This window comes from Acinetobacter sp. 24-47-62, assembly GCF_056779765.1.
Genome location: NZ_JBWYIN010000002.1, coordinates 229,832 through 253,387 on the forward strand (window position 1 = coordinate 229,832; position 23,556 = coordinate 253,387).

At 38.4% G+C, this 23,556-nt stretch carries 28 protein-coding genes, 2 tRNA genes and 1 pseudogene; 21 read left to right on the forward strand and 10 right to left on the reverse strand.

The annotated features are described in order from the left end of the window. Window positions 1–11: 11 nt before the first annotated feature. Window positions 12–1,019, reverse strand: coding sequence for an AraC family transcriptional regulator (locus AC1M87_RS02635; protein ID WP_481592859.1), 1,008 nt, complete (start codon window positions 1,017–1,019; stop codon window positions 12–14). Window positions 1,020–1,218: 199 nt separating this feature from the next. Here AC1M87_RS02635 and AC1M87_RS02640 point away from each other — a divergent pair, with 199 nt between their 5' ends. After that, complete coding sequence (locus tag AC1M87_RS02640; protein WP_180028773.1) at window positions 1,219–1,854, forward strand: sterol desaturase family protein; 636 nt, start codon at window positions 1,219–1,221, stop codon at window positions 1,852–1,854. 266 nt (window positions 1,855–2,120) lie between these two features. On the opposite strand, the gene hisF is transcribed toward AC1M87_RS02640, so the two are convergent. Then, window positions 2,121–2,879: an imidazole glycerol phosphate synthase subunit HisF gene (gene hisF / locus AC1M87_RS02645; protein ID WP_481592860.1), complete on the reverse strand. Its 759-nt coding sequence runs from the start codon at window positions 2,877–2,879 to the stop codon at window positions 2,121–2,123. Window positions 2,880–2,993: 114 nt separating this feature from the next. On the opposite strand from hisF, the gene AC1M87_RS02650 reads away from it, so the two are divergent. The 4 genes from AC1M87_RS02650 to AC1M87_RS02665 are packed head-to-tail and all read left to right on the forward strand — an operon-like array spanning window position 2,994 to window position 5,355. After that, window positions 2,994–3,944, forward strand: a complete 951-nt coding sequence (locus AC1M87_RS02650) for a homoserine kinase (RefSeq protein ID WP_481592861.1) — start codon at window positions 2,994–2,996, stop codon at window positions 3,942–3,944. Between the two features lie 24 nt (window positions 3,945–3,968). After that, a complete protein-coding gene (locus AC1M87_RS02655) occupies window positions 3,969–4,592 on the forward strand; it encodes a DUF1294 domain-containing protein (protein ID WP_179999061.1) in 624 nt (207 codons plus the stop codon). Between the two features lie 29 nt (window positions 4,593–4,621). Next, window positions 4,622–5,014, forward strand: a complete 393-nt coding sequence (locus tag AC1M87_RS02660; protein ID WP_035267567.1) for a DUF4870 family protein — start codon at window positions 4,622–4,624, stop codon at window positions 5,012–5,014. Window positions 5,015–5,040: 26 nt separating this feature from the next. Further along, the gene (locus AC1M87_RS02665; protein ID WP_481592862.1) at window positions 5,041–5,355 is read left to right on the forward strand and encodes an antibiotic biosynthesis monooxygenase family protein; all 315 of its coding nucleotides are present in this window, start codon (window positions 5,041–5,043) and stop codon (window positions 5,353–5,355) included. Between the two features lie 2 nt (window positions 5,356–5,357). Here AC1M87_RS02665 and AC1M87_RS02670 read toward each other — a convergent pair whose 3' ends face one another. The 3 genes from AC1M87_RS02670 to AC1M87_RS02680 form a co-directional block, all read right to left on the reverse strand. Further along, complete coding sequence (locus AC1M87_RS02670) at window positions 5,358–6,245, reverse strand: DMT family transporter (protein WP_481592863.1); 888 nt, start codon at window positions 6,243–6,245, stop codon at window positions 5,358–5,360. A 53-nt stretch (window positions 6,246–6,298) separates the two neighbouring features. After that, the gene (gene hisA, locus AC1M87_RS02675; protein WP_035267561.1) at window positions 6,299–7,030 is read right to left on the reverse strand and encodes a 1-(5-phosphoribosyl)-5-[(5-phosphoribosylamino)methylideneamino]imidazole-4-carboxamide isomerase; all 732 of its coding nucleotides are present in this window, start codon (window positions 7,028–7,030) and stop codon (window positions 6,299–6,301) included. Between the two features lie 129 nt (window positions 7,031–7,159). Continuing rightward, window positions 7,160–7,921 (reverse strand): hypothetical protein, encoded by a 762-nt coding sequence (locus AC1M87_RS02680; RefSeq protein WP_481592864.1) that lies wholly within the window; start codon window positions 7,919–7,921, stop codon window positions 7,160–7,162. A gap of 556 nt (window positions 7,922–8,477) precedes the next feature. Here AC1M87_RS02680 and AC1M87_RS02685 point away from each other — a divergent pair. Further along, window positions 8,478–8,906, forward strand: a complete 429-nt coding sequence (locus AC1M87_RS02685) for a helix-turn-helix domain-containing protein (RefSeq protein WP_228133253.1) — start codon at window positions 8,478–8,480, stop codon at window positions 8,904–8,906. A gap of 50 nt (window positions 8,907–8,956) precedes the next feature. Here the strand turns inward: AC1M87_RS02685 and hisH are convergent, their stop codons facing one another. Both hisH and hisB read right to left on the reverse strand, forming a co-directional pair. Then, window positions 8,957–9,574, reverse strand: coding sequence for an imidazole glycerol phosphate synthase subunit HisH (gene hisH, locus AC1M87_RS02690; protein WP_179999050.1), 618 nt, complete (start codon window positions 9,572–9,574; stop codon window positions 8,957–8,959). Continuing rightward, window positions 9,574–10,167 carry an imidazoleglycerol-phosphate dehydratase HisB gene (gene hisB, locus AC1M87_RS02695; RefSeq protein ID WP_035267557.1) on the reverse strand — a complete coding sequence of 198 codons (594 nt, stop codon included), beginning with the start codon at window positions 10,165–10,167 and terminating at the stop codon, window positions 9,574–9,576. The genes hisH and hisB overlap by 1 nt, the downstream gene beginning before the upstream one ends. A 93-nt stretch (window positions 10,168–10,260) precedes the next feature. Between hisB and AC1M87_RS02700 the strand changes: the two genes are divergently transcribed. From AC1M87_RS02700 to AC1M87_RS02715, 4 genes and pseudogenes are all read left to right on the forward strand, one after another. Continuing rightward, window positions 10,261–10,638 carry a GNAT family N-acetyltransferase gene (locus tag AC1M87_RS02700; RefSeq protein WP_481592865.1) on the forward strand — a complete coding sequence of 126 codons (378 nt, stop codon included), beginning with the start codon at window positions 10,261–10,263 and terminating at the stop codon, window positions 10,636–10,638. 172 nt (window positions 10,639–10,810) lie between these two features. Beyond that, window positions 10,811–10,886: transfer RNA gene (locus AC1M87_RS02705), tRNA-Phe, on the forward strand. A gap of 135 nt (window positions 10,887–11,021) precedes the next feature. Then, window positions 11,022–11,097, forward strand: a tRNA-Phe gene (locus tag AC1M87_RS02710). Window positions 11,098–11,228: 131 nt separating this feature from the next. After that, window positions 11,229–11,955 (forward strand): annotated as a pseudogene (locus AC1M87_RS02715) (class I SAM-dependent methyltransferase). Window positions 11,956–12,012: 57 nt separating this feature from the next. Here AC1M87_RS02715 and AC1M87_RS02720 read toward each other — a convergent pair. Beyond that, window positions 12,013–12,435 (reverse strand): GNAT family acetyltransferase, encoded by a 423-nt coding sequence (locus AC1M87_RS02720; protein WP_481592866.1) that lies wholly within the window; start codon window positions 12,433–12,435, stop codon window positions 12,013–12,015. Window positions 12,436–12,706: 271 nt separating this feature from the next. Here AC1M87_RS02720 and AC1M87_RS02725 point away from each other — a divergent pair, with 271 nt between their 5' ends. Next, entirely contained in the window at window positions 12,707–13,174 is a 468-nt protein-coding gene (locus AC1M87_RS02725; protein ID WP_481592867.1) for a hypothetical protein, read from the forward strand. A gap of 217 nt (window positions 13,175–13,391) precedes the next feature. Here AC1M87_RS02725 and AC1M87_RS02730 read toward each other — a convergent pair whose 3' ends face one another. After that, the gene (locus tag AC1M87_RS02730) at window positions 13,392–13,661 is read right to left on the reverse strand and encodes an oxidative damage protection protein (RefSeq protein WP_035267550.1); all 270 of its coding nucleotides are present in this window, start codon (window positions 13,659–13,661) and stop codon (window positions 13,392–13,394) included. A gap of 28 nt (window positions 13,662–13,689) precedes the next feature. After that, window positions 13,690–15,120 (reverse strand): argininosuccinate lyase, encoded by a 1,431-nt coding sequence (gene argH, locus AC1M87_RS02735; protein ID WP_481592868.1) that lies wholly within the window; start codon window positions 15,118–15,120, stop codon window positions 13,690–13,692. On the opposite strand from argH, the gene AC1M87_RS02740 reads away from it, so the two are divergent. The 10 genes from AC1M87_RS02740 to AC1M87_RS02785 all read left to right on the forward strand — a co-directional run bounded on the left by AC1M87_RS02740 (window position 15,111) and on the right by AC1M87_RS02785 (window position 23,517). Then, window positions 15,111–16,265, forward strand: a complete 1,155-nt coding sequence (locus AC1M87_RS02740; protein ID WP_481592869.1) for a sensor histidine kinase — start codon at window positions 15,111–15,113, stop codon at window positions 16,263–16,265. The genes argH and AC1M87_RS02740 overlap by 10 nt on opposite strands. A 52-nt stretch (window positions 16,266–16,317) precedes the next feature. After that, window positions 16,318–17,055, forward strand: a complete 738-nt coding sequence (locus AC1M87_RS02745) for a LytR/AlgR family response regulator transcription factor (RefSeq protein WP_481590125.1) — start codon at window positions 16,318–16,320, stop codon at window positions 17,053–17,055. Between the two features lie 95 nt (window positions 17,056–17,150). Next, window positions 17,151–18,071 (forward strand): hydroxymethylbilane synthase, encoded by a 921-nt coding sequence (gene hemC, locus AC1M87_RS02750; RefSeq protein WP_035267604.1) that lies wholly within the window; start codon window positions 17,151–17,153, stop codon window positions 18,069–18,071. Window positions 18,072–18,080: 9 nt separating this feature from the next. Then, on the forward strand, window positions 18,081–18,863 hold the full coding sequence (locus tag AC1M87_RS02755; RefSeq protein WP_481592870.1) for a uroporphyrinogen-III synthase: 783 nt from the start codon (window positions 18,081–18,083) through the stop codon (window positions 18,861–18,863). Further along, window positions 18,860–19,699, forward strand: a complete 840-nt coding sequence (locus AC1M87_RS02760; RefSeq protein ID WP_481592871.1) for a hypothetical protein — start codon at window positions 18,860–18,862, stop codon at window positions 19,697–19,699. Before AC1M87_RS02755 ends, AC1M87_RS02760 begins: the two co-directional genes overlap by 4 nt. A gap of 2 nt (window positions 19,700–19,701) precedes the next feature. Continuing rightward, the gene (locus AC1M87_RS02765) at window positions 19,702–20,895 is read left to right on the forward strand and encodes a heme biosynthesis protein HemY (protein ID WP_481592872.1); all 1,194 of its coding nucleotides are present in this window, start codon (window positions 19,702–19,704) and stop codon (window positions 20,893–20,895) included. A 9-nt stretch (window positions 20,896–20,904) separates the two neighbouring features. After that, window positions 20,905–21,321 carry an acyl-CoA thioesterase gene (locus AC1M87_RS02770; RefSeq protein WP_481588839.1) on the forward strand — a complete coding sequence of 139 codons (417 nt, stop codon included), beginning with the start codon at window positions 20,905–20,907 and terminating at the stop codon, window positions 21,319–21,321. Window positions 21,322–21,447: 126 nt separating this feature from the next. Continuing rightward, entirely contained in the window at window positions 21,448–21,771 is a 324-nt protein-coding gene (locus tag AC1M87_RS02775) for an H-NS histone family protein (protein ID WP_035267603.1), read from the forward strand. Window positions 21,772–21,937: 166 nt separating this feature from the next. Further along, complete coding sequence (gene gspN / locus AC1M87_RS02780; RefSeq protein ID WP_481592873.1) at window positions 21,938–22,681, forward strand: type II secretion system protein N; 744 nt, start codon at window positions 21,938–21,940, stop codon at window positions 22,679–22,681. Then, on the forward strand, window positions 22,681–23,517 hold the full coding sequence (locus AC1M87_RS02785) for a type II secretion system protein N (protein ID WP_481592874.1): 837 nt from the start codon (window positions 22,681–22,683) through the stop codon (window positions 23,515–23,517). The genes gspN and AC1M87_RS02785 overlap by 1 nt, the downstream gene beginning before the upstream one ends. The last annotated feature ends 39 nt before the right edge of the window (window positions 23,518–23,556 follow it).

The following is a 23,556-nucleotide window of genomic DNA, read 5'->3' on the forward strand; positions in this document are numbered from 1 at the left end:
ATTCACAATCATCAAGTGCGAATATGATGTTGAATACGCCACTGTTGGGGTGTCATCTTCATCCACTGACGAAATGCGCGTTGGAATGCACTTTGTTCAGAATAACTGAGCAATAACGAAATCTCATGTAAGCTGAGATAAGGATCTTGTAGATATTGAATCGCTAGAAGTTTGCGGACTTCTTGAACACGCTGCTGATAGGTATCACCTTGATTTTGTAAATGGCGCTGAAGTTGTCTGACGGACATTCCCACTTGTTCTGCGACAGTTTGAATTTGATAATTGTGTCTCTGTATTCCAATCAGAATGGCTTGCTGTAACCGCTCATCGATTTGTGTGTTGTTGGGGAGTCGACTTAACAAATCTTGAGCTTGTTGCATCAGGAGTTTTTGTAAAGTTTGATCAGCTTGTTTAATCGGTGCTTGTAGGAGCTGGCTTGGAAAAGTAAGCTTGACATGAGGCTGAGAGAATTTTACTTTGCTCTGAAAAAAACGCTCATAAATCGCAATATTTTTTGGTGCTGGAAAGCGAAAGTGAATTTCTTGAATATGTAAATGCTCAATACCCGCATAACGTTTTAGAAATTCAACCAATAATGCCATCGCAATTTCATCCGTGATTTGTGTCGACAAATGCATCGGCAAATCTTCCCAACGTACGCTAAATACGCCTTGCTCCAGATCAACGGCGAGAGGTGTACCATCATAAATTAAACGATGATATTCATGATAACGGGTGAGTGCTTCTGCTAGGTTATCGCATGATAAAGCGATATACGCGATAATGCCTAAATGTTGCGGTTTGACCCATTGAGCAATTTCTAACCCTAAAGCAGGTTGTGGGTGTGCTTCATAAATTTCATTTAATATTTCACGCCAAATGCTAAAGTCAAAGCGCTCAGCTTGCTGAATACTTGCCAATTTTGCAGAAATAGGGAGACCGTTCTCTTCACAATAATTATGTAAGAGATGTCCAAGTCCACCATGAACCGAGCCTGAATAATCCTTTATCTGCTGCATGTGATTAATACTTTTCTTGTTTTATCAATTGAAATCACGATGAGTTATTAAGCCTGTTTTTACAGTGCCATACAAGCGCTTTTTCTACCATACGACATTGAAAAATATGTCGTGATTTGTCAATGAAAATTTTATCTTGCGTCAATGGTTGAGAGCTTGAGTTAGATATATTGAAAGAAAAGAAACAGGGATTTTGAACATGATTAAAGGTTTTGTTGCAGGCTTAATCATTGCCAATGGATTTGAATGGGTCGCGCATAAATATGTTCTACATGGTGTACACCGTCCGGGTAAAGCGAGGTTTAGTCCTGTGCCTAAAAATATGGAATCTCATTGGGCACATCATCGTGAAGTTAGAACACAAGATTTCCATGATGAGGGTTATGTAGAGGGAATCTCAAATTGGCGAACAAAAAATGAAATCGTATCATTGGGGATTGTTGCTGCTGTATTTGGAACAGCATTTTATCCAATCTCGAAAGGCATGAGTTTATCCGTGCTTTATAGTGCTTGTAACTACTACTACACGCATCGCAGAGCTCACCTCGAACCTCATTGGGCAAAAAAGAAAATTCCTTGGCACTATGACCACCATATGAACGCCAATCAAGATGCAAATTGGTGTGTCACTAAGCCTTGGTTTGATTACATTTTAGGGACACGTGTCATTTCAACGCCAGATTTGAAGGAAGATAACCCTTTAGGGGTGCAGTTACCGTCTTTTATTTCAAAACGAGTCAATCATATTGTTGAACAATATTTCCCCGCAAAGTGGGTTGAGCAGAAAGCAGCGCGCTCCGATATTTCAAAAAAAGCTTTGGCTATAGTGGAGTAAGTCAGATTAGATATGGAATTGGCTGAATTGACGTCTGATTTGTCATGTTTGGTCAATAAAATATGTAGCTTTTGTCAAGATTTCGTGCAGATCTGTCATTTATGATATGAGATGAATAAATCGGAGAATGAAAATCTGATGGTAGAACTCTCCAGTTTATCGCTTTGCATAACGAACCAAGCGCTGTTTTTTCTTGGTTTTTAGGGCCTTCGGGCTCTTTTTTTTGCAAAAAAAAGAGGCATTTGCCTCTTTTTTATGGGGCGTGATTAAAGACGCATTTCAATGCCTTGTTCAGCTAAATATTGTTTTGCTTCCGGGATGGTGTGTTGACCAAAGTGGAAGATAGAGGCTGCAAGCACCGCATCAGCACCCCCTTGTAAAATTCCGTCTGCTAGATGTTGAAGATTACCCACACCACCTGAAGCAATCGTTGGAATCGTTACACGATCATTAATGTGACGCATCAATGCTAAGTCATAACCAGCTTTTGTACCATCTGCATCCATTGACGTAATGAGCAATTCTCCTGCGCCGTATTCTGCCATTTTCACAGACCATTCAATCGCATCGATACCCGTTGGTTTGCGACCACCATGTGTGAAAATTTCCCACTTATTTTCCCCCGTTTTTTTTGCATCAATCGCAACTACAATACATTGTGCACCAAAACGTTGAGAGGCTTCTTGAACGAATTCAGGATTAAAGACAGCAGCTGAGTTAATACTGACTTTGTCTGCACCAGCGTTAAGCAATAAACGAATATCTTCAACTTTACGAACACCGCCACCTACGGTCAGTGGTACAAATACAGTTTCAGCCATACGCTCAACCGTACGGTAAGTGGTGTCACGCCCATTAGATGTTGCAGTGATATCGAGAAAAGTAATCTCATCTGCACCTTGTTCGTTATAACGACGTGCTACTTCAACTGGGTCGCCTGCATCACGAATATCAAGGAATTGAACACCTTTTACAACTCGACCGTTATCTACGTCGAGGCAAGGAATAATACGTTTAGCAAGCATAATTTTTTCCAAAAATAACAGCCGATTATGAAACTTACAGACTTTGGTGCTACACCTTGGTAGTCGGAGCAGGTATTCTATCAAAATAATGTAAGTTTTTTCGCAGGTTTTTTTATGTCGGTTTATACCACTTTGACTTTAAAGGAAGTTCAGGATTTTGCTACGCCTTATGGATTAGAGGTGATTGACCTGATTCCGATTCAAGGAGGTATTCAAAATACGAACTATTTTCTAGTTTGTGCAGATCAAACCGAATTTGTTTTAACAATTTTTGAAGATATGGATGAGCAAGGCGCAGGTGAACTCGTCCCTGTACTTGAGCATCTGGGTCATGCAGGTCTGCCTGTGCCTGTACCTTTGAAACATTCAGGACGTTCGATTCAGATCTTAAAAAATAAACCTGCACAAATTGCGCCTAGAATGCGTGGCAAGCATCCTATGCCTTCATCACTTGAACAGGTTCAGTCCATTGCTATTGCACAGGCTCAAATACATGTGGCTCTCGATAACTTTCCCTTAGAGCGCGCAGAGTATCGTAATCATGATTATTGGTTAAGTGTGGCTCAGCAGCTTCGACCTACGCTAAATCCAGCCGATCAAGTATTATTAAATAGTTTGTTAGGTTTATATGACGCTCTTACCGCAATGTACCCTGATCGTCCACGAGGTTTTATCCATTCTGACCTATTTAGAGATAACACTTTATTTGAAGGGGCTACTTTAAAAGGGATACTCGATTTTTATGAGTTGAATAAAGATGAACTTTTGTTTGATATCGCCATTACGATGAATGATTTCTGTACAGAATATCCAAGTGTTCATTTGAATGAGGAAAAGGCCTTAGCATTCTTGGAGGCTTATCAAAGTGTACGTGAAATGACCAGTGATGAAAAATCATGCCTAGAACTCTATTTAGCGATGGCAGCTGGACGTTTTTGGATGATGCGTTTGCTAGTGGCTCAAAAGAACAAAGAAATGGGGCGTGTTGGCGAGGATATTTTGCAAAAAAATCCTTTAGAAATGCGCAATATGCTGGTTGAACGATTAAAATTTGTCACAGCTTAAAATTTTAAAAAATCTGGGGGAAATATGCGTGATCAAGGTCGTCTAGTTGAATGGTTTGATGAAAAAGGCTATGGATTTATTCAACCCAATGATTCATCCAAAGATCGCGTTTTCCTTCACATTAAAGATTTTGCCAAACCAGGCCCAAGACCGATTCCAGGTTGTGCTTTGGAGTATATCGTTCAATTGGATGGTCAAGGTCGATTTAAAGCGAAACAAGTAACATACTTAAAAGCGACTCAGGCAAAAAAAGTAAAAACGAAGCCGCGTCATTCACCAGTTACTCAACAAAAAATGCAACCGATGCAAGTAGCGATTATTGCTTATATCTTGACGCTTGCTACATTAGTCCTATTGGGGCTATTGAGTATGATGGTGGTGTTGGTTATTTTATTGATGAACCTGATCACCTATGGCTTATATGCACACGATAAAGCGGCGGCTCAACAGGGGAGTCAACGTGTACCAGAAAATACATTACATGTGGTTTCTATATTAGGAGGATGGCCGAGTGCTTGGCTTGCTCAGCAACGCTTGCGTCATAAAACACAAAAACAACCATTTCGAAAAATTTATTTCTGTACTATAGCGTTTAATATACTGATTATTTTATGGATAATTTCACCATTTAATGGTTTGAAATTATAAAGCCTCAAAAAAATTAAAAAGGTGACTTTATGAATTATACAGCTGATCAAGATCCAAACCGCAGCTTAACGATTTTACTTTATATCCTGTATATCATCGCTATTTTTTCAGCAGGTATTTTGGCGGTTATTGCGCTAATTATTAACTATTGGAAACGATCAAAAGTACAGGGCTCAATTTTTGAAAGTCATTTTACTTGGCAAATTCGTACTTTTTGGTGGTATTTAATTTGGAATATCATCGCGTTCCTGCCGTTTTTATTCTTATTCTTCACGGGTGACAATCCTAATGCCTTTGCTGGTGTAGCACTGGGTGCAACAACATTCTGTATCGCAGTGATTGGTTTGTCATGGGTTTGGATTGTTTATCGTGCGATCAAAGGAATTATTAAGGTCAATGATAACGAGCCAATGTATCAATAATTAAAACTCATGAATGAGGTGGTGTCATGATTATTGAGCATGTTCATTTAAATATCAAAATGAACCAGAGTGAAGCATTCGAAAATGCTTTTAAATTAGCTAAAGACATTATTTCACCAATGAAGGGGCTAAATGCGGTTCAGCTGATTAAAAATACGAATAATGAACATGCTTATATTTTACTGATTTACTGGAACAAACTTGAAGATCATACGGAAGGTTTTAGGCAGTCAGAGGCGTATTTAAAATGGAAGGAACTCTTGCATCCCTTTTATGCGCCTATGCCTGAAGTACAGTATTTTCAACCATGTATGATGTTAAAGCTAAAAGAGCCCCAATAAGCTTATTCTTTCTTCTTAAATTTTGGTCTCCACTCACTGGTAATTACACCGAGCACAACCAACACGCCACCTAAAATTGAGAGCATAGCTAAACGCTCACCTGCTAATCTCCCAATCAAAGCCGCCCAAACAGGTTCGCCAGAATAAATAATGGCAGCCTGTGAAGGATCAACCACGCGTTGAGCCCAGTTCATGACTAACTGAATGATTGCACTTGCAAGTCCTAATCCTCCAATAATCGCAACGAAGATCCAGTTAAACTCAGGGAGTTGTGTTTCACCCACCAATGGTGCCATTAGAAAACAAATTAACGATGCAAAAATGAGTTGTAATATCGTCACTCGGCGTAAATTGACTCGAGGTACAAAGTAACTAATGAGAATAATTTCAAGTGCAATCGCAATTGATCCTATCAAGGTAATGATCTGACCAAATTCAAGCCGAATAGCACCAAACCCATTGCCTGTTAAGAAAACTAAACCTACAAAGGCGAGTCCTGCCCCTATCCATGTCATGACATGTGGCCTTTTTTTAAAGAGCAACCACAATAAGATGGGAACCAACGGCACATAAAGTGCTGTCAAAAAGGCAGACTCGCTACTGGTGATGGTCTGTAAGCCAATGGTTTGCGTTCCATAGCCAATTGCAATCACTGTTCCAATGCAAAATCCTGCCCAAATATCTTTGGCACTAAAATTTTTACAATATTGAAGTGAGATGAGACCAACAGCCAGCGCAGCTGCTGCAAATCGAAAGGCAACGAAAAGCACTGGTGTGCTGAAGCTCAATCCATATTTGACTGTTATGAAACTGGCACCCCAAATCATCGTAATTGCAATGAGGGCAAGTTGTGGTGTTTTGGTTTTAAGGGTAGGAGATAAATTCAACATATTTTTTAAGTAAGAAAAAAGAGGTCCTAAGACCTCTTTAGAAACATGCGCTATTAGAGCGCTTGTTCATCAAGTAATAATTGAGCTTCACGAAGATTTAAAGTGCCTTCATAAATTGCACGACCAGTAATCGCACCTAAAATACCAGGCTGACCTTTTAAGTTGCGAACGTCGTCAAGATTGGTCACACCGCCTGAAGCGATCACAGGTAAACCTGAATAAGTCGCAAGATTAACTGTTTGTTCGATATTCACACCTTGCATCATGCCATCACGTGCAATATCGGTATACACGATACTAGATACACCAGCATCTGCAAAGCGTTTAGCTAAATCAGTTGCTTTTACGTCAGTTACATTTGCCCAGCCATCAGTGGCGACCATGCCATTGATTGCATCAATACCGACAATGATGTGACCTGCGAATTTTCTACAAGCTTCCTCAACAAACTCAGGTTCTTTGACTGCTTTTGTACCAATAATGACGAATGATACACCTGCATCTAAGTAGTGTTCGATGGTTTCAAGAGAACGGATGCCACCACCAATTTGAATTGGCAGTTCAGGTTGTGCTTTTGCAATCGCTTCCACAACAGGTTTGTGAATAGGTGTACCAGCGAAAGCACCATTTAGATCAACTAAATGTAAACGGCGAGCGCCAGCGTCTACCCAATGTTGTGCTGTTGCCACAGGATCATCAGAGAAAACGGTATCGTCTTCCATACGACCTTGTTTTAAACGGACACATTTACCATCTTTAAGGTCAATTGCAGGGATAATCAGCATGCTTTCGCTCCTTGCCAGTATTCTGGAGTTTATTCGCAGCAATCTTAGCAAAGAAACATCAAATGAGCGAAGTAACAATGAAAAAAAACCGTCAGAACAATGTTGACGGTTTTTTATACGAACTTTGAATTAAATGTATGGTGTTGTATCTAAGTTAGAGATTAGATCAAAGCTAGTTGGTGTGATACTGGTTGGGATTGCACCTAAAGCATTTGTGATCTCTCCCGTGAATCCTACAAGATCACCCACGACAGGAATCGATGACAGAGCATCTGTAACAGGTGCTAAATCATCCAGTAAATTATCTAATGTTCCTGAGACATCTCCTAATGTTCCTGTGACACTGCCTAAAGGATCATCAATGAGACCAGTCACGAGATCAAGAGGTTTGGTACTTGCTACATAATCTCCCGTTTCACTCACGAATCCCAAAAGATTTGAAGAAGTTTCTCCGACAACATTTACGACAGCACCTAAACCTGGCACTTGGCTTAGCAGGTCGGTCACGGGATCGGCTAAACCAGCGACCTCACCTACAAGATTTGAAACATCTTTGATGGTTTGGCCTACAGTTGCAGTAGTGCCATTCAATGCAGTATTAATGCCCCCTAATAGATCTCCCTTCGAAAAATCATCAGCGATAGCGTGTAAGCCTCCGCTTAAATTTCCTAGTAAATTATTTTCAAGATTGAGTACCGATTCCACTGTATCTCCGATCAGTGGCAATTCTGTTAACTTATCCGTTAATGGTTTGGTCAGCGTCCCTACTGTGTCAACAACGGTATCTACAACTGTCGTTACGGTTTCTAGAATAAAACCAACTGCTTTCGTAATTCCCTGTAAAGCAAGGCTTAGAACGCCACTGATTTTTCCAGTAAAAAGTTTAAACATGTGCAGATTGCTCCAAAATATATGTGGTTAGTGTTGGATCATTGTTGTTTCAGCAAGTTCATAATTAACAAAGAAAAAAATTTCAGACAAATCGAAAAAAAACAATATAAGTGGAATAATTTTGAAGATATGCCGTAAAAACAGCAACTTAATACAACACAAGGGTAATGTTTAAAAATGTTAACAAAATCAATTATTTATTGTGATTTAATTTGGTGCTTGATAGAATAAATGTACACTTATAATGCATGAATATTATCGAGTAGCATGGTGTAAATACCTAAAATGCCAACTTGTTCGATTCGTTGATTGATTTTGTGAATTTTGTGTATTTTTTTAATGATTAAAATTGGTGCTCATTGTCTTTACATAAGTTAACAATTAATCATTGGGTCAATTTATTTTTCTTTTTAATTCAAACTGAGTAATGAGAAAAATTAGATCACACTTTTATTTGTGAATTATCTATATTGAAAATAATTTCAATTTCATCTGATTTGTTTGGCAATATTAGACTCAACTGCATAGGCTTAATGTTAAATTGAAACTGCAGACAGTGAATAAGATTTGGACAGAAGCGATGGCAGTTCAAGAAGATGATTTATTTAGCGAAGGTGCTAAAAAACTTAGAAAATTGATCAAAGAGAAAAACATTAAACCGACTGATGTGGTGAATGCATTGGGAGTCTCTAAGGAAACGCTGTCGAAATGGGTGCAAGAGTCAACTCCTGCCAATGCTCAACATCTAGTTGAATTAGCGAAAGTACTGAGTGCTGCAGAACGATGGGTTTCAGACGCAAAAGATGGTAAAAAATCAGAAAGTTTTAAACAGTATCCTTTGAAGGATGAGTTGGCTTTAAAAGATGCAACGCCAGAACAATTAATTTCAGAACTTAAAAGTCGTTATGCTGCACTGAATCTAAAAGCAGAAATTAAAGTAACTGTTGAGCCAATTGAAGGTGGCTTTGTCGTAAAAGATATTTAGAGTAAAGTCTGAAAAAAAGCTCACTGAAAACAGTGAGCTTTATTATGGCTTTAAATTTTCCACTCTACAAAATTTTTCAACAACTGCAAGCCAGCTGTATGACTTTTTTCTGGATGGAACTGCGTAGCAAACAAATTATCTTTATGGATTGCGGTGCAGAATTCCAAACCGTAGTTACATGTCGCAGCAATGATCTCAGATTGTTTCGGTTCAACATAGAAACTATGTACGAAATAGAAACGAGCATCTTGATCAATGTTGTTCCACATTGGATGGCTTGGATCTGCTTGGTGTACCTGATTCCAACCCATATGGGGAACTTTTAAACCTTCAATATCTGGAAAGCGTTTAACAGCACCTTCAAAAATGCCTAATGCATCTGCACCACCATTTTCTTCAGAGTGTTGCATCAGAGCTTGCATGCCGACACAAATCGCAAGGACAGGCTTGTTGAAAACGGCATTGCGTACAACCTCGTCAATGCCAGCCTCATGCATGCCTTGCATGCAATCACGCATTGCACCAACGCCTGGGAACACAATTTTATCTGCTTGAGCAATCAGCTTAGGATCATTGGTCACATCAACGGTTGCACCAACATGCTCAAGTGCTTTCGCTGCTGAGTGAAGATTTCCCATGCCATAATCAAGAAGGGCAATACGGGTCATTACAAAGTACCTTTGGTTGAAGCTACAGTATTTTCTGCACGTGGATCTACTTCACAAGCCATACGAAGTGCTCGTGCAAATGCTTTAAATACACTTTCAATTTGGTGATGGCTATTTTTACCTTTCAAATTGTCGATGTGGAGTGTCATTAATGCGTGATTCACAAAGCCTTGGAAAAACTCAGAGAATAGGTCGACATCAAAAGTACCAATGCGCGCGCGCGTAAATGGAATGTCCATCCATAAGCCAGGGCGGCCTGATAGGTCAACAACGACACGACTCAAGGACTCATCAAGTGGTGCATAGAAGTGACCATAGCGACGTAAACCTTTTTTGTCACCTAAAGCTTGTGCAAATGCCTGACCAAGGGTAATACCACAGTCTTCTACTGTATGGTGATCATCAATTTCTAAATCGCCGTCGCAATGAATATCGATATCAAATAAACCATGGCGCTTGATTTGGTCGATCATATGGTCTAAAAATGGAACACCTGTATTGAGGGTGCCTTGACCAGTACCATCAAGATTCACGCGAACACGAATTTTGGTTTCGTTTGTGTTTCTTACCACTTCACTGATACGTTGCGTCATAGACACGTTCCTCAAAAACGTTAAAAATGATGAATGTAGATTTTCGATGTCACGAAAGTGACAGCATATTAGATTGCTCAGGAGGGTTAATCAATGCCTATAACCGTACATGCAATAACTTCGCTTGATAATGTTGAAGTTCGTGAACAGCTTGAGCGCTTATATGACACCAGTCCAGAATTTAGTGACGGACAAGATGCCATTGAACAACTTGAGCAAAACTTAGCTCAGTATACCTTACTTTACACGGCAGAATTTAATACAAAGATCATTGGGGCCATTTGGTCAACTGGACAAGGTGAAAGTCGAACGCTTGAAAATATCGTAGTTCATCCGGCTAACCGTGGACGTGGTGTCGCAGAGCGCTTAGTGAATGAAGCATGTCGAATGGAAGAAGAGAAAGGCGTTAATCATTTTGAGCCTGGATGTGGTGCAATACATCGTTGTTTAAGTAGTTTGGAAAAAATTTAAAACTATTGTTCGATTTTAAATATTAAAAGTCAGTCAATACTGGCTTTTTTTATTGGATTTGTATGTATTTACATCGAATAATCTAAATGTTGTTTTAAAAACATCCAGTTGTTTAAATATCCCAAAAACTTGCTTGACTATATCGAGATGAAACTGTTTAATACGCGACATCGGCGTGATAGCTCAGTTGGTAGAGCAACGGATTGAAAATCCGTGTGTCCCCAGTTCGATCCTGGGTCTCGCCACCATATTATTTTAAGAATTTGTATTTTCAATCTCTGATCCCATCAGAGATTTTTTTTGGGTAAAATTTACTCGAACAAATAAAAAATGCATGATTTTTATTGACTATTGAGCTCAGTTACGGCTTAATACACCCCATCGGCGTGATAGCTCAGTTGGTAGAGCAACGGATTGAAAATCCGTGTGTCCCCAGTTCGATCCTGGGTCTCGCCACCATATTCGAAAAATCCTCAACAATGTTGAGGATTTTTTTGCTTATAAAATAATACAAAATGAATCGAAGTCATTCATCATCCATTTTTTTTGATGTGCTAAGGTTGATTTCTCGATCAAATTCAGAATAAAAAATGAAAGACCTATTTTCTGATCAAAGTGAGCTTTATCAACAAGCTCGCCCAAGTTATCCACAAAGTGTGATTGACGAAATCTTCAAATATGTTCAGAACTATGAAATGGCTTGGGATTGCGGGGCAGGTTCAGGACAATTCACCCGCTTATTGGCTCCGCATTTTAATCAAGTCATTGCAACGGATATAAGCGCAGCACAGCTTCAGCAAGCCCCAGCAATAGATAATGTAATCTACCGAATTGAAAACGCTGAACATAGCAATTTTAAAGCACAATGTTTTGACCTGATTACAGTTGCCCAAGCCATTCATTCGTTTGACTTTGAGTTATTTTTTTCAAGAAGTCTATCGAACACTGAAGCCCCAGGGGGTCTTTGCAGTGATTGGATATGGGCTTATTGAAGTGGAGAATGAGGAGCTCCAAAGCTGTATTGAAAAGCTATATCACCAAGTATTGAAAACATATTGGGAGAGTGAGCGTCACTATATTGATCTGAAATATCAAACGATTCCATTTCCTTTTGAAGAAATCCCGACCTGTGAGCAGCACATGCATTGTAAATGGCGGATTGATCAATTGATTGATTATTTAAATACATGGTCAGCTTTAAAGAAATACTTTAAAGAAAATACGCAAGCCGATAATCAGGCGACACAAATCTTAAATCAGATGAGCCAATATGCCTTAACTTTGAATGTTGATACCAGTCATAAATTTAATATTTGATTCCCAATTTTTTTACGGATCGGTAAATTGATAAATGCTCCTGTTTTATAAAATTTCTTAATGGTCGTGAATGAGTCTTTTAGCAAGGCATACAACTTCTTTTTCGTCATATCCCAATTGTTCATAAAAGTTTTGAATATCAATAAATTCTTTTTGCACTAAAAGCTGAACTTCTGGACAACCAAGTGCAATCAATCTTTTTTCCAAATGTTGAATCAACGCTGTAGCAACACCATTCCGTTGGTGATTGGGATGTACCGCGAGGTAATTGATCCACCCACGATGACCGTCGTAGCCACCCATTAATGTGGCGATAATGAACTGATCTTTCACAGCCACCAAGAATAAGTCATCTTTTTGTGCAGTTTTCCTAAAAATATCAATTTCTGGATTATTCCATGGTCGTGTTAGATCACATCTTTCCCAGAGTTGAATGATGTGTTCTAAGTCAGTCTCAATATAGGGACGAATGATAAACATGATGCGCTCAAATGGTGGTTAATTTTAATACAGAGATTAGCCTACTCTGATGAAATTGATAACTCATAATCATCTTATGTGTCTATTTTCTGCTTTACATTTATGCAGTCTTTTTTTAGATAGGAAGATAAATATCAATAAAAAAGATTTGTCTGTGACGTGAGTCTAACAATTCTTATTAAGTAAATGATATTTAAGATAAATGGTAGTTGTTTTTGGCTGAAATGTTTTTAAAGATGGCTTTTATTACGTTCAGTGAGAGCGATGGGGAATGAGGCAATTTAAGCAAGTTTTGTGGGGAATCTGTGCTTGGGGTCTTTCGAGTTTGAGTTGGGCGGAACATCCTAACAATGGGCATTTTAAATTACTGTCAGATGATCAGTTAAGTTTGGTCAATGCTTTAGGTATTGAGGAATCTCAAATTCGTGAAATTACATCTTTTAAATCTCAGGATTTAAACCATTTAGAAAATTTCGTGAGTGATAGAAAAAGGATTCATTATACAAAGGATGAAGAGCAACCTTTTAAAGCGCTTATGGACTTAACATCTATGAACTCTTTACAATTCAATGGACAGGTTTTGGAGCAGCGGTTTGATCTTCAAAATCGGCAGATTTACATTAAATTTGGCCCAATTCGTGTTGACCGAATGGAGATGCAGTTAAATATGGATGGAGTTTACCAATTAGGTCATATTTTAAATCCACCACAAGCACTTCTTTCGTCAGCTAAATTTTGACTCCATTGATATTTATTTGATGTCCCATAAAAAAAGAACCTCTATTACGGAGATTCTTTTGTGATTAAAGCCTGTGCACACCTTCTGTGTTTTTCTTGCCTAATTTTTAAAGTAACGCATAAAAAAGAATCCCCAAAGATGGGGATTCTTTTTAGATTAAAGCCTACGCGGACTTCGTCCTTATCTTACGTAAAAAAGAAAAGCAGTGCTTTCTTTTTTACTCAGGCTTTAGGCCTTCAGCTTTTTCTAAAGTTTCATCATTGTTGAAGAACTTTTCACGTTGTTCTTCAAGAAATTTTTTTGCATCAGCTTCAAAGACATTTAAACGTTTTTCATTGATTAAAGTAGTTTGATGCTTCAACCATTCGCCCCATGCTTGCTTAGAAACACTATCAAATAGTTCCTGACCTTTAGGGCCAGGGAATGGTGCAAAATCCAAACCTTCCATTTCTTTTTGATACTTACGGCAAAATACTTGGCGAGACATATCAATACTCCAAAAATATAATCAGAAATTAAGCGTAAAGAGCTTGTAAACGCGCATGAGCACGCTCAATTGCTGCTTCAACTTGAGCTGGTGCTGTTCCACCGATGTGGTTACGTGCATTGACAGAAGCTTCTAAAGTTAAAGCTTTTTCAAAGACGTCAGCTTGAATTAAATCAGAGAATTGTTGAAGTTGTTCAAGCGTAAGTTCTGATAAATCCTTACCTTCTTGGACACCAAGCGCAACTGCTTTACCGACGATTTCATGTGCATCGCGGAATGCAACACCATTCTTCACTAAGTAATCAGCAAGGTCGGTTGCTGTTGAGAAACCACGCAGCGCAGCTTCGCGCATTTCAGGAATATTTGGAACAAGCGCAGGAATCATGTCTGCGAAAGCCATTAAAGAGCCACGAACCGTATCAATAGCATCAAATAATGGTTCTTTATCTTCTTGGTTGTCTTTGTTATATGCCAAAGGTTGACCTTTCATGAGGGTAAGTAGACTCATTAAGTCACCATATACACGGCCTGTTTTACCACGAACAAGTTCAGGTACATCAGGATTTTTCTTCTGAGGCATGATTGAAGAGCCTGTACAGAAGCGGTCAGGAATATTCACAAACTTGAATTGTGCAGATGTCCAAAGAATTAATTCTTCAGACATACGAGATAAGTGCATCATAATGAGTGATGCCGCAGCATTAAACTCAATACCAAAATCACGATCAGATACAGCATCTAATGAGTTTTCTGCAACTGCTTCAAACCCTAAAAGTTCTGCTGTATAAGCACGATCGATTGGATAAGTGGTACCTGCAAGCGCAGCAGAACCTAAAGGCATACGATTCACGCGTTTACGGCAGTCAATCAAACGTTCTGAGTCACGTACCAGCATTTCAAACCATGCCATTAAATGATGTCCAAACGTCACAGGCTGTGCAGTTTGAAGATGTGTAAAGCCTGGCATGATTGTATTTGTATTTTTAGCAGCCAAACCTAGAATGCCTTTTTGCAGTTTGTGTAATAACCCTAAGATGGCATCAATTTCATCACGTACATACAAACGAATATCCGTTGCTACTTGGTCATTACGGCTACGACCTGTATGTAATTTCTTACCTGTAATCCCAATACGTTGTGTTAATCGAGATTCAATGTTCATGTGAACATCTTCTAAATCAATACGCCATTCGAAGTTGCCAGCTTCAATGTCCGCTTTAATTGCGGTTAAGCCTGCGATGATGTCATCACGCTCTTGTTCAGTGAGTACACCGACTTTTGCCAACATCGTTGCATGTGCGATTGAACCTGCAATATCTTGTTTATAAAAGCGTTGGTCAAATTGAACAGATGCTGTAAATTCAGCGACAAAGGCATCAGTTGCTTCGGAAAAACGACCGCCCCACATACCTGAAGTTTGGGCTTGTGACGGATTAGAGGAATTAGAAGATGTGGTCATGTCGGCTCAGTAAAAGAAAAAGCAGTAATTTTGCATCAAGTATAACAAATTCAAATCAAGATGCCGAAGTCTTGCCTATGGATAATTCTTCAAAAGATAAACAAGAATTTATCGACGCCAATTTCTTTGTACGTATTGGGCAATGGCAATATTTTGCAGAGCTGTTTATTGCCAGTATTTTTTTGGCGTTATTGTTGTGCCTAGCAGAGTCACAGTCTTGGTCAAATTTACAGACATCACAGGTGATCAGGTATGTGCTTTATATCAATTGGGTGGTATTGGTCTTTATCGCCGTAATTGATTTATTTAGGGAGTTTTGGCAAAAACTAACCACTTGGCAGTCTGCGATTTATACATTTGTACTATTAGAACTCATCATCCTGTTCACTACTTGTAGTTTGAATTTTCTGTTTTTTTGGGGAAGTAACTTTTCTTTACAAAAATTTTCATGGTTACTTTTATTTGATCATGTGATTTTACATATGAGCTATGGTGTATTGTTGATCACTTTTTGTTTACGATATATCTATGTTCGTGGTGAGTGGTTAAAGCAGCAACAAGGTGAATTGAATGCTCGAATTCAAGCCATGCAAGCAAGAATACATCCACACTTTCTTTTTAATAGTTTAAATAGTGTGGTGAGTCTGATTGGGAGTGATCCAGATAAAGCAGAGCAAATGCTGATCGATCTTTCAAGGTTGTTTAGAGCAAGCTTTCAAGAGCTTAAAATTGTCACATTAAAAGAAGAAATCCAATTGTGTGAACATTATTTGGCGGTTGAAAAGCTAAGGTTGGGTTCGAGATTAAATGTGGAATGGAATATCTTGCAACCAGAGCAGTTGGGCCAAGCAAGTATCCCTTTTTTAACTTTACAGCCTTTAATTGAGAATAGTATCTTTCATGGGGTGGAGAAAAAGTTAATTGATGCAAAGATTGTCATATTGGTTGAAATATTACAAAATCAAGTCACTATAGTCATTACTAACCCTTATATAGCCGATAAAATGGCCAATAGGGAGGGGAATGGTATTGCGATAGAAAACGTGAAACAGCGTTTGAAAGCACACTATGGGTATACGGTACAGTTTAGGAGTCATGCAGGTAATGGAATTTACACGACTGTAGTCCAGTACCAATATAAATAAAATCAAGTTAATACATTAAAATAAGCAACGTTAACTTGAGCAAGGAGGAACAATGGACATCCTAATTTGTGATGATGAGCCACTCGCGGTTGAGCGCTTATCTCGCTTGGTCACTCAATTGGGTCATCAAGTTGTTGCAGCTGCGCACCATGGAAAAGAAGCTTTGACCTTAGTGCAACAATATGAGCCTGATGTAATTTTACTTGACATCCAAATGCCTGAAATGGATGGTTTGACATGTGCTCAGCATCTTTCACAGCTAAACCCAATGCCTGCTATTGTTTTTTGCACGGCCTATGATGAGCATGCTTTGACTGCTATTCAGGCACAAGCGAAAGGCTATTTATTAAAACCGATTATCAAATCAGAATTAGAAAATACACTGAATAATTTAACTAAACTTACTCAAGCTCAAATGTCAAATATAGAACAAAAAGAAAATATGGAAGAAAAACATCAGCGTCAGCAAATCGCTGCGAAAACGTATCGTGGTCTTGAACTCATTCCTATCGAAAATGTTTACTATTTTCTGGCTGATCAGAAATACGTAACAGTACGACACAAAAACGGCAGTGTTTTGATTGATGAGACCTTAAAAGATTTAGAACGTGAGTTTTCAAATAAATTTATACGAATTCATCGAAATGCGCTGATTGCATTGGATTATTTGGATGGATTGGAGTTGGTTGCTTCAGGCCAGTATCAAGTTCGTTGTCGTGAACTTGAAGAGAAATTGGCGGTCAGTCGCCGTCACTTACCTTTGCTTAGAGAAAGAATGCAAAATATTTAGTTGCCTAAAATTATAATGATTGCCGAACAATTTACTTGCAATTTTGGGACAGCAGGGTAAGTTTAGGATGTCTAAAGTTTGGCAGCATTAAAATGATCAAAACCTTAAAAATTGCAACTCGTCAAAGTCCATTGGCTTTATGGCAGGCGGAGCATATTCGTGAGCGACTTGAGACCCTACATGCTGGTCTAAAAGTTGAGTTGGTGACGTTTGTGACCCAAGGTGATAAAATTTTAGACACTCCTTTAGCCAAGATTGGTGGAAAAGGTTTATTTGTTAAAGAGCTTGAGGCTGCATTACTTGATGGTCGTGCAGATCTGGCTGTCCATTCTATGAAAGATGTGCCGATGGCGCTCCCAGAAGGATTAAGTCTTGCTGTGATTTGCGAGCGAGAAGATCCTTTAGATGCTTTTGTTTCGAATACTTATAATAAGTTTGAAGATTTGCCCCTCGGAGCCAAAGTGGGAACTTCAAGTTTGCGTCGTAAATGTCAAATTTTAAAAGCTCGTCCAGATCTTGAGATTATAGATTTACGTGGAAATGTAGGCACGCGACTATCTAAGCTTGATTCGGGGCTTTACGATGCCATCATTTTGGCAAGCGCAGGTTTAAAGCGTTTAGGTTTAGCACAGCGTATTCGACACACGCTGGATACACAGACGAGTTTGCCCGCAGTTGGCCAAGGCGCATTAGGTCTTGAGTGTCGAGGTGACGATGCACGCGTATTAGAGTTGATTCGACCTTTATTACATGCAGAAACTGATGCGTGTGTTCGTGCAGAACGGGCATTTAATGCTTATTTGGAAGGTGGGTGTCAGGTACCGATTGCGGGATATGCGACTTTAAATGATCAACAGATTCAATTAGAGGGGCGTGTTGGCAGTGTGGATGGTCAAACATTATTGGTTGCTAAAGTAGAAGGTCCAGTTGAAAAAGCTGAAACGTTGGGTGTTTCACTAGCAAAAGCTTTGATTGACCAAGGTGCTGCTGATTTATTAAAAGCACTGTATAAATAAAAAAATGAAATGAAGTTTATCAATACTCGACCTGCAGATCGTGCTAAGCCTCTCAATGAGGCACTGGTACGTGCAGGATATGAGCCTATCGAGCTATCTGTACTAGAGTTGGCTGCTGTTCATTGGAGTGATGAACTTGATCAGCTCTTTCAGCAATTAATTTCAGCACAAGTGATTGTGGTCGTCAGTCCAACAGCCGTTGAAGTTGGCATGCAGTTTCTCGAAAAATCGGGACTTAGATTGACCGATTTAAATCATATCAAATGGATTGCAGTTGGCCGGAAAACAGCTGAAGCTCTAAGTCGATATGGTGTTAAAAGTTTAGTTCCAGATGTTGAAACATCTGAAGGAATGTTAAGTCTTCCGGTTTTAACACAAAATGCTGATCTCAAACGTATTGCGTTTTGGCGGGGAGAAGGTGGCCGTCAGTTCATGATGCAGCAGTGTCGTACTGCTAAAATTGAAGTACTTAATTTTGTTTTATACTCCCGCTACTGCCCAAGTGATGCTCAAGATAAATTTAAACATCTACTTGAAGCATTCAATGCAAATCCACAACTTTATGCTGTATTGATTAGTAGTGAAGCCAGTTGGAAAAATTGGCTGAGTTTATGCAAAAATTATACTGTATTTATGCAACACGGTCATTACTTGGTTTTAGCGGATCGGTTATATCAGATCGTGTGTATGTATCAACAGACCTCAAATACTAAATTTCAAATCACTCAAATTGCGGACTTAATGCCAGATACGATTTTGTCGCAGCTTGAAAGTGAACATAGGCACTCATGAAGAAAATTTTATATCTATTCATTTTAGGCTTAATCATTTGGTTGATTAAACTCAGCTATGATCATTTTTCATTACAAAAAAAAGTTGAGTTGCTACAACAAACTCAACATAAATCAGAGCAATTAGTGGCAAGTTTGAATGATCAGTTGGTAGCAATTCAGCGCTCAAATCAGCAGGTTTCGTCTCAATCCAATCCACCTCAGCAAAACAAGAATCAACAAGAAATTCAATCTGAAATCAATCCAATCAAACTCTTAAGTCAAAAATTAGAGCTAATTCAATTTGCCTTAGATCAACATGAGTTTGTATATGCGCTTGAGCAACTCAATCAACTGGATCAACTGGTTGAGCGCTTGGCTTTGGCAGATACATTGCAGGTTTCAATGCATCGAGCTGTTGAGCATGATCAAAAAATGATTCAACAATATGTTGTGGCAAAAAATATTCAAATGGCTCAGTTAGGAGACTTGCTTGAAAATATTGATGCAAATTTGAAAAATGAACAACAAGTACAGCACATCACGAGTGATAACTCTTCGCAATCCTCATGGTTTGAGCGTGTATTCAAAGTTGAACGCGTTGATGAACAGATGCCGGTATTACTTAATCGAAGATTAGTTTTAAAAGAAGTTCAATTGAGAGTGTTATTTGCTCAAAGAGCACTACAACAAGGACAATACATTGATTATCAAAATGCACTGACCTCAATTATCGATGAACTGGATCAACTGCCTGATGCTGCGGCAATCAAAATAAAAAATAAAGCGAAACATCTCAAACAAGCACAACTTTTACCTGTCCCTAAATTGAACAGTAAAGCAATTTTAGAGGGCTAATCATGAAACATATTTTTATAGTTTATGCATTAGTTGGTTTAATGATATTAGCCATGTTAAGTGTGCTGAGTTATCAAGAAGGGCCAGGTTATATTTACATGCTTTGGCACGGTATTCAGATTCAAACGAACCTCTGGTTTGTTTCATTTTTTTCTCTATTCGTTGCTTTATCTCTTCATCTTTTATGGTTTTGGGTTGGAAAGATGAGATCAAGAGAGCAGCGTAAAATTCAACAAGTTACAGACTTTTCAAGGTTACATACGTATGAAAAATTAGGAGTTTTGTGGGTTTTGGAGGCAAACACAAAACAGCGAGAATATTTACAACCTGTGTTTGAGAATTCAGGATTACTCAAAGAAGTTATTCAATCTCGTATATGGTTGAAGCAAGATCGTATTGATGATGCGTTGAGTGTTTTACAACAAAGTCCTGCAGATGCTTTTGAATTGGCTGAACTCCAGCGTATTGAAATTTATTTAGCTCAAGAGCTTCCAGATCAGGCTTTAACCCATTTAGAGTTTTTACATGGTCATATGCTGTCACCTTGGTTAAAAGATCTTGAAGATGCTTATCAGCATAAGTTGAATCATCTATGGGGTAGATTTGCGATTCAATATCCATGGCATTATTTAAAAGCTACGCAATATGGTCATTTAGATTTGGAACATAAAAAGAAATGGCTTTTAAAGCTACTCAATGATTTTGACAACGCTTCAAATACAGATTTAGAGCTTATTCAAATTCGGTATGCTCAAATGAGTGATCAAATTGTGTCGTCTTCATATGGTATTAAATCGTTATGGTTAAAACTTATTTCTCGCATTCCTGAGATGGCTTTTGATGAAACTCAACTTTCTTTGTCTTTATTAGAAGAACGGTTCGATCAGGATATTTTTTATTTATGGTTTCAACAACAATTGTTAAAACAAAATCCTGATTATGAAATGCTTGAAAACCAGATTGATCATTTTGAAATGAAATATCCTGGATTACCGATTCTGAGTTTTTCTAAATGGCATATATATACTGCGACTCATCGTGAACAGGATGCTGAGGCATTATTGCAATTATATCCTGATCACCCTTTAATGAACTATTTAAGAATTAAATCTGTATTAAAAGGCGATGCTGTATTAACTCAGCAATTGAACAGTGTCTTTGAGACCCATAATAAATTTATTCAATTTAAGTTATGAGAATGATGAATGAAACAAATGAATGAGTACAAAGTCATCACCCATCAAAAAGTCGCGTGGGGTGATATGGATGCTTTTGGACATGTCAATAATGTGATTTATTATCGATATATTGAAACTGCTCGAATAGAGTATTTGAATCAATTAGAAATCTTAGCGTTAGATATTAATACTGTTGTGGCTTCAAATAGTTGTAAATATCTTAAACCAGTGTTTTATCCTGATTATTTACGCATTGGAACTAAAGTGGTTGAATTGCGTAACTCTGCCTTCAGGATGGAATATACAGTTTGGAGTGAGCAACAGAATGAAATTGTGGCACTTGCTGAGGCCGTTATAGTTTGCGTGGATAAAAATACAATGCAAAAGGTTTTGATTCCAGAGCATATTAGAGAAAAAATAATAGAAATAGACTCGGTTAATTAATGTGTTAAATTATTTGTTTTATTTATGTATATTAAATAACATGATGGATTGATTAAAATAATTTATAACAATAAGATGGCGCTTTATAAATCTAATAATGATATTGAATTTTTTGGAGTAAATGTTATGCCTGATATTAGTAATTTATCTGTTGAAGAGTTAAGAAAGTTAACTGCTGAAGCCCAAGCTTTGATCGAGTCTAAGAAAGATCAGGAAATTGAAGATGCTTATCATCAGATTACTCAAATTGCTGAATCAGTGGGTATGTCTTTAGAGCAATTCATTGAATATGGTGCACAAAAGCGTAAGAAAAGCACGCGTAAATCTGTAGAGCCTCGTTATCGTAATAAAAATAATACTGCGGAGACTTGGACAGGGCGTGGAAAGAAGCCACGTTGGTTGGTTGCAGAGCTTGAAAAAGGTGCCAAATTAGAAGATTTCCTTATCTAATTTCACTGATTTGTCATGTAATGACACTAATATTAAAAAAACCAAGCAAATCTGCTTGGTTTTTTTATAAGTGAATTGGAGAAGTGTAAAATTTATGCATAATACCAAGATAGAAAATTTTCAAACATTTTGCGGTTAATTAGACTTAGATGTTGGTATACATGGAATGATAAAAAAATCAAAAAAAATGGTGTGGTTAAGCGTCGCTATCTTCGCTTTTTTATTATTTGTTTTTTTACAAGTTCCAGCCTCGTGGCTCATTGCTAAATTTTATAAAAATAATCAAATTTTAAAAAATGTCAGTGGCAATATCTGGCAAGGTCAAGCAGATTGGCAAAAAGGAAATCTTGCAGGTTCTGTCATCTGGCAAACACGTCCTCTCGATCTGATTTTATTAAGAGCTGGTGCCAACTTAGAAATACATAGTGGTCAGACGCAACTCAACGGTGTGGTGGGTTATGGGCTTGGGAAAAAAATAATTATCAAAAATATGAGTGGAAATATTGCCCCTGAAACACTCAAAACATTTGTGGATTGGCAATGGCCTCAGAATAGTATTCAGTTGAAGGATGTAGCATTTCAATTCAAACAAAACGATGGTTTTGCAAAAACCGCCGGAGAGATGCAATGGGGTGGTGGTACGCTAACTTATACCTTTGCCCAGAAACAAGAACGAATGAATATGCCATCTTTAAAAGGGCAATTTTCAGACGAAGCTGGAAAACTGCTCATTGATGTACAAGATCAGCGCGGGCAAAAAATGGCCAACCTTAGTTTAGATCCTGCATTAATGTTGGATGCACAGGTGACCCAAAGATTATTAATGAATGTGCCTTCATATGATGGTAAAGCTGGTTTGGATACCTTTGTTGTCAGTACGAGACAGCCACTGCTGAGTGGAGGCTTCTAATGAAGGGATTCCAAGATAAGTTTTCACAAATTTCATTTAAAGATTTAGATCGAATTGCTCCACTTACTTTATTTGTTCTGATTTTAATCATGATGTGGAGGCTCGCTTCATTATTTTGGTTGGTGGTTGCACCACCGCAAGTCATGCAAGTTGACCAAGTCGCATTAGGTTCGCAGCAACTTCCTGTTCCGAATATATCGAGTTTCTCATTGTTTCAAGAAACAGGTGCGCAAGTGAGTGCTGCTGATGCTAATTTAGAGCTTACGTTGCAAGGGGTTGTGGTTTCGACGCCGAGTAGTCAATCTTCAGCCGTGATTAAAGTTCGAGAGGTTGCTGATCGTTATACCATTGGACAAACCTTAGAAGGAAGTTCTTATCAGCTTTCAAAAGTATATTGGGATCATGTGGTATTGAAACAGCCAAGTGGTGCGACGACTGAGTTGAGATTTACCGGAATAGAAAATCTTAATCAGCCACTGATACCTGATGCACAGCAAAATTCTGCTAACGTAACACCGAATTCTGGTCAAACGACCACTCAAAATGCCATTGGGCAGGCAATCAATCAAATTCAAGAAAATCGTGAACAATACTTAAGTAATATGGGTGTCAACACTGACAGTGGTCAAGGTTATGAAGTCACTGATCGAACGCCTGCATTTTTGAGAAGTAAACTGGGATTAAGACCTGGCGATCGCGTTTTATCCTTGAATGGGCAATCAGTCGGTCAAGGACAAAGCGATGCACAACTGCTAGAACAGGCTAAACGAGAAGGTAAAGTTCGCATTGAAGTAAAACGAGGTGATCAAGTGATGACCTTCCAACAAGAATTTTAAAATGTGTTAATTTGCATAAAGTATTAGGAAATATAACAA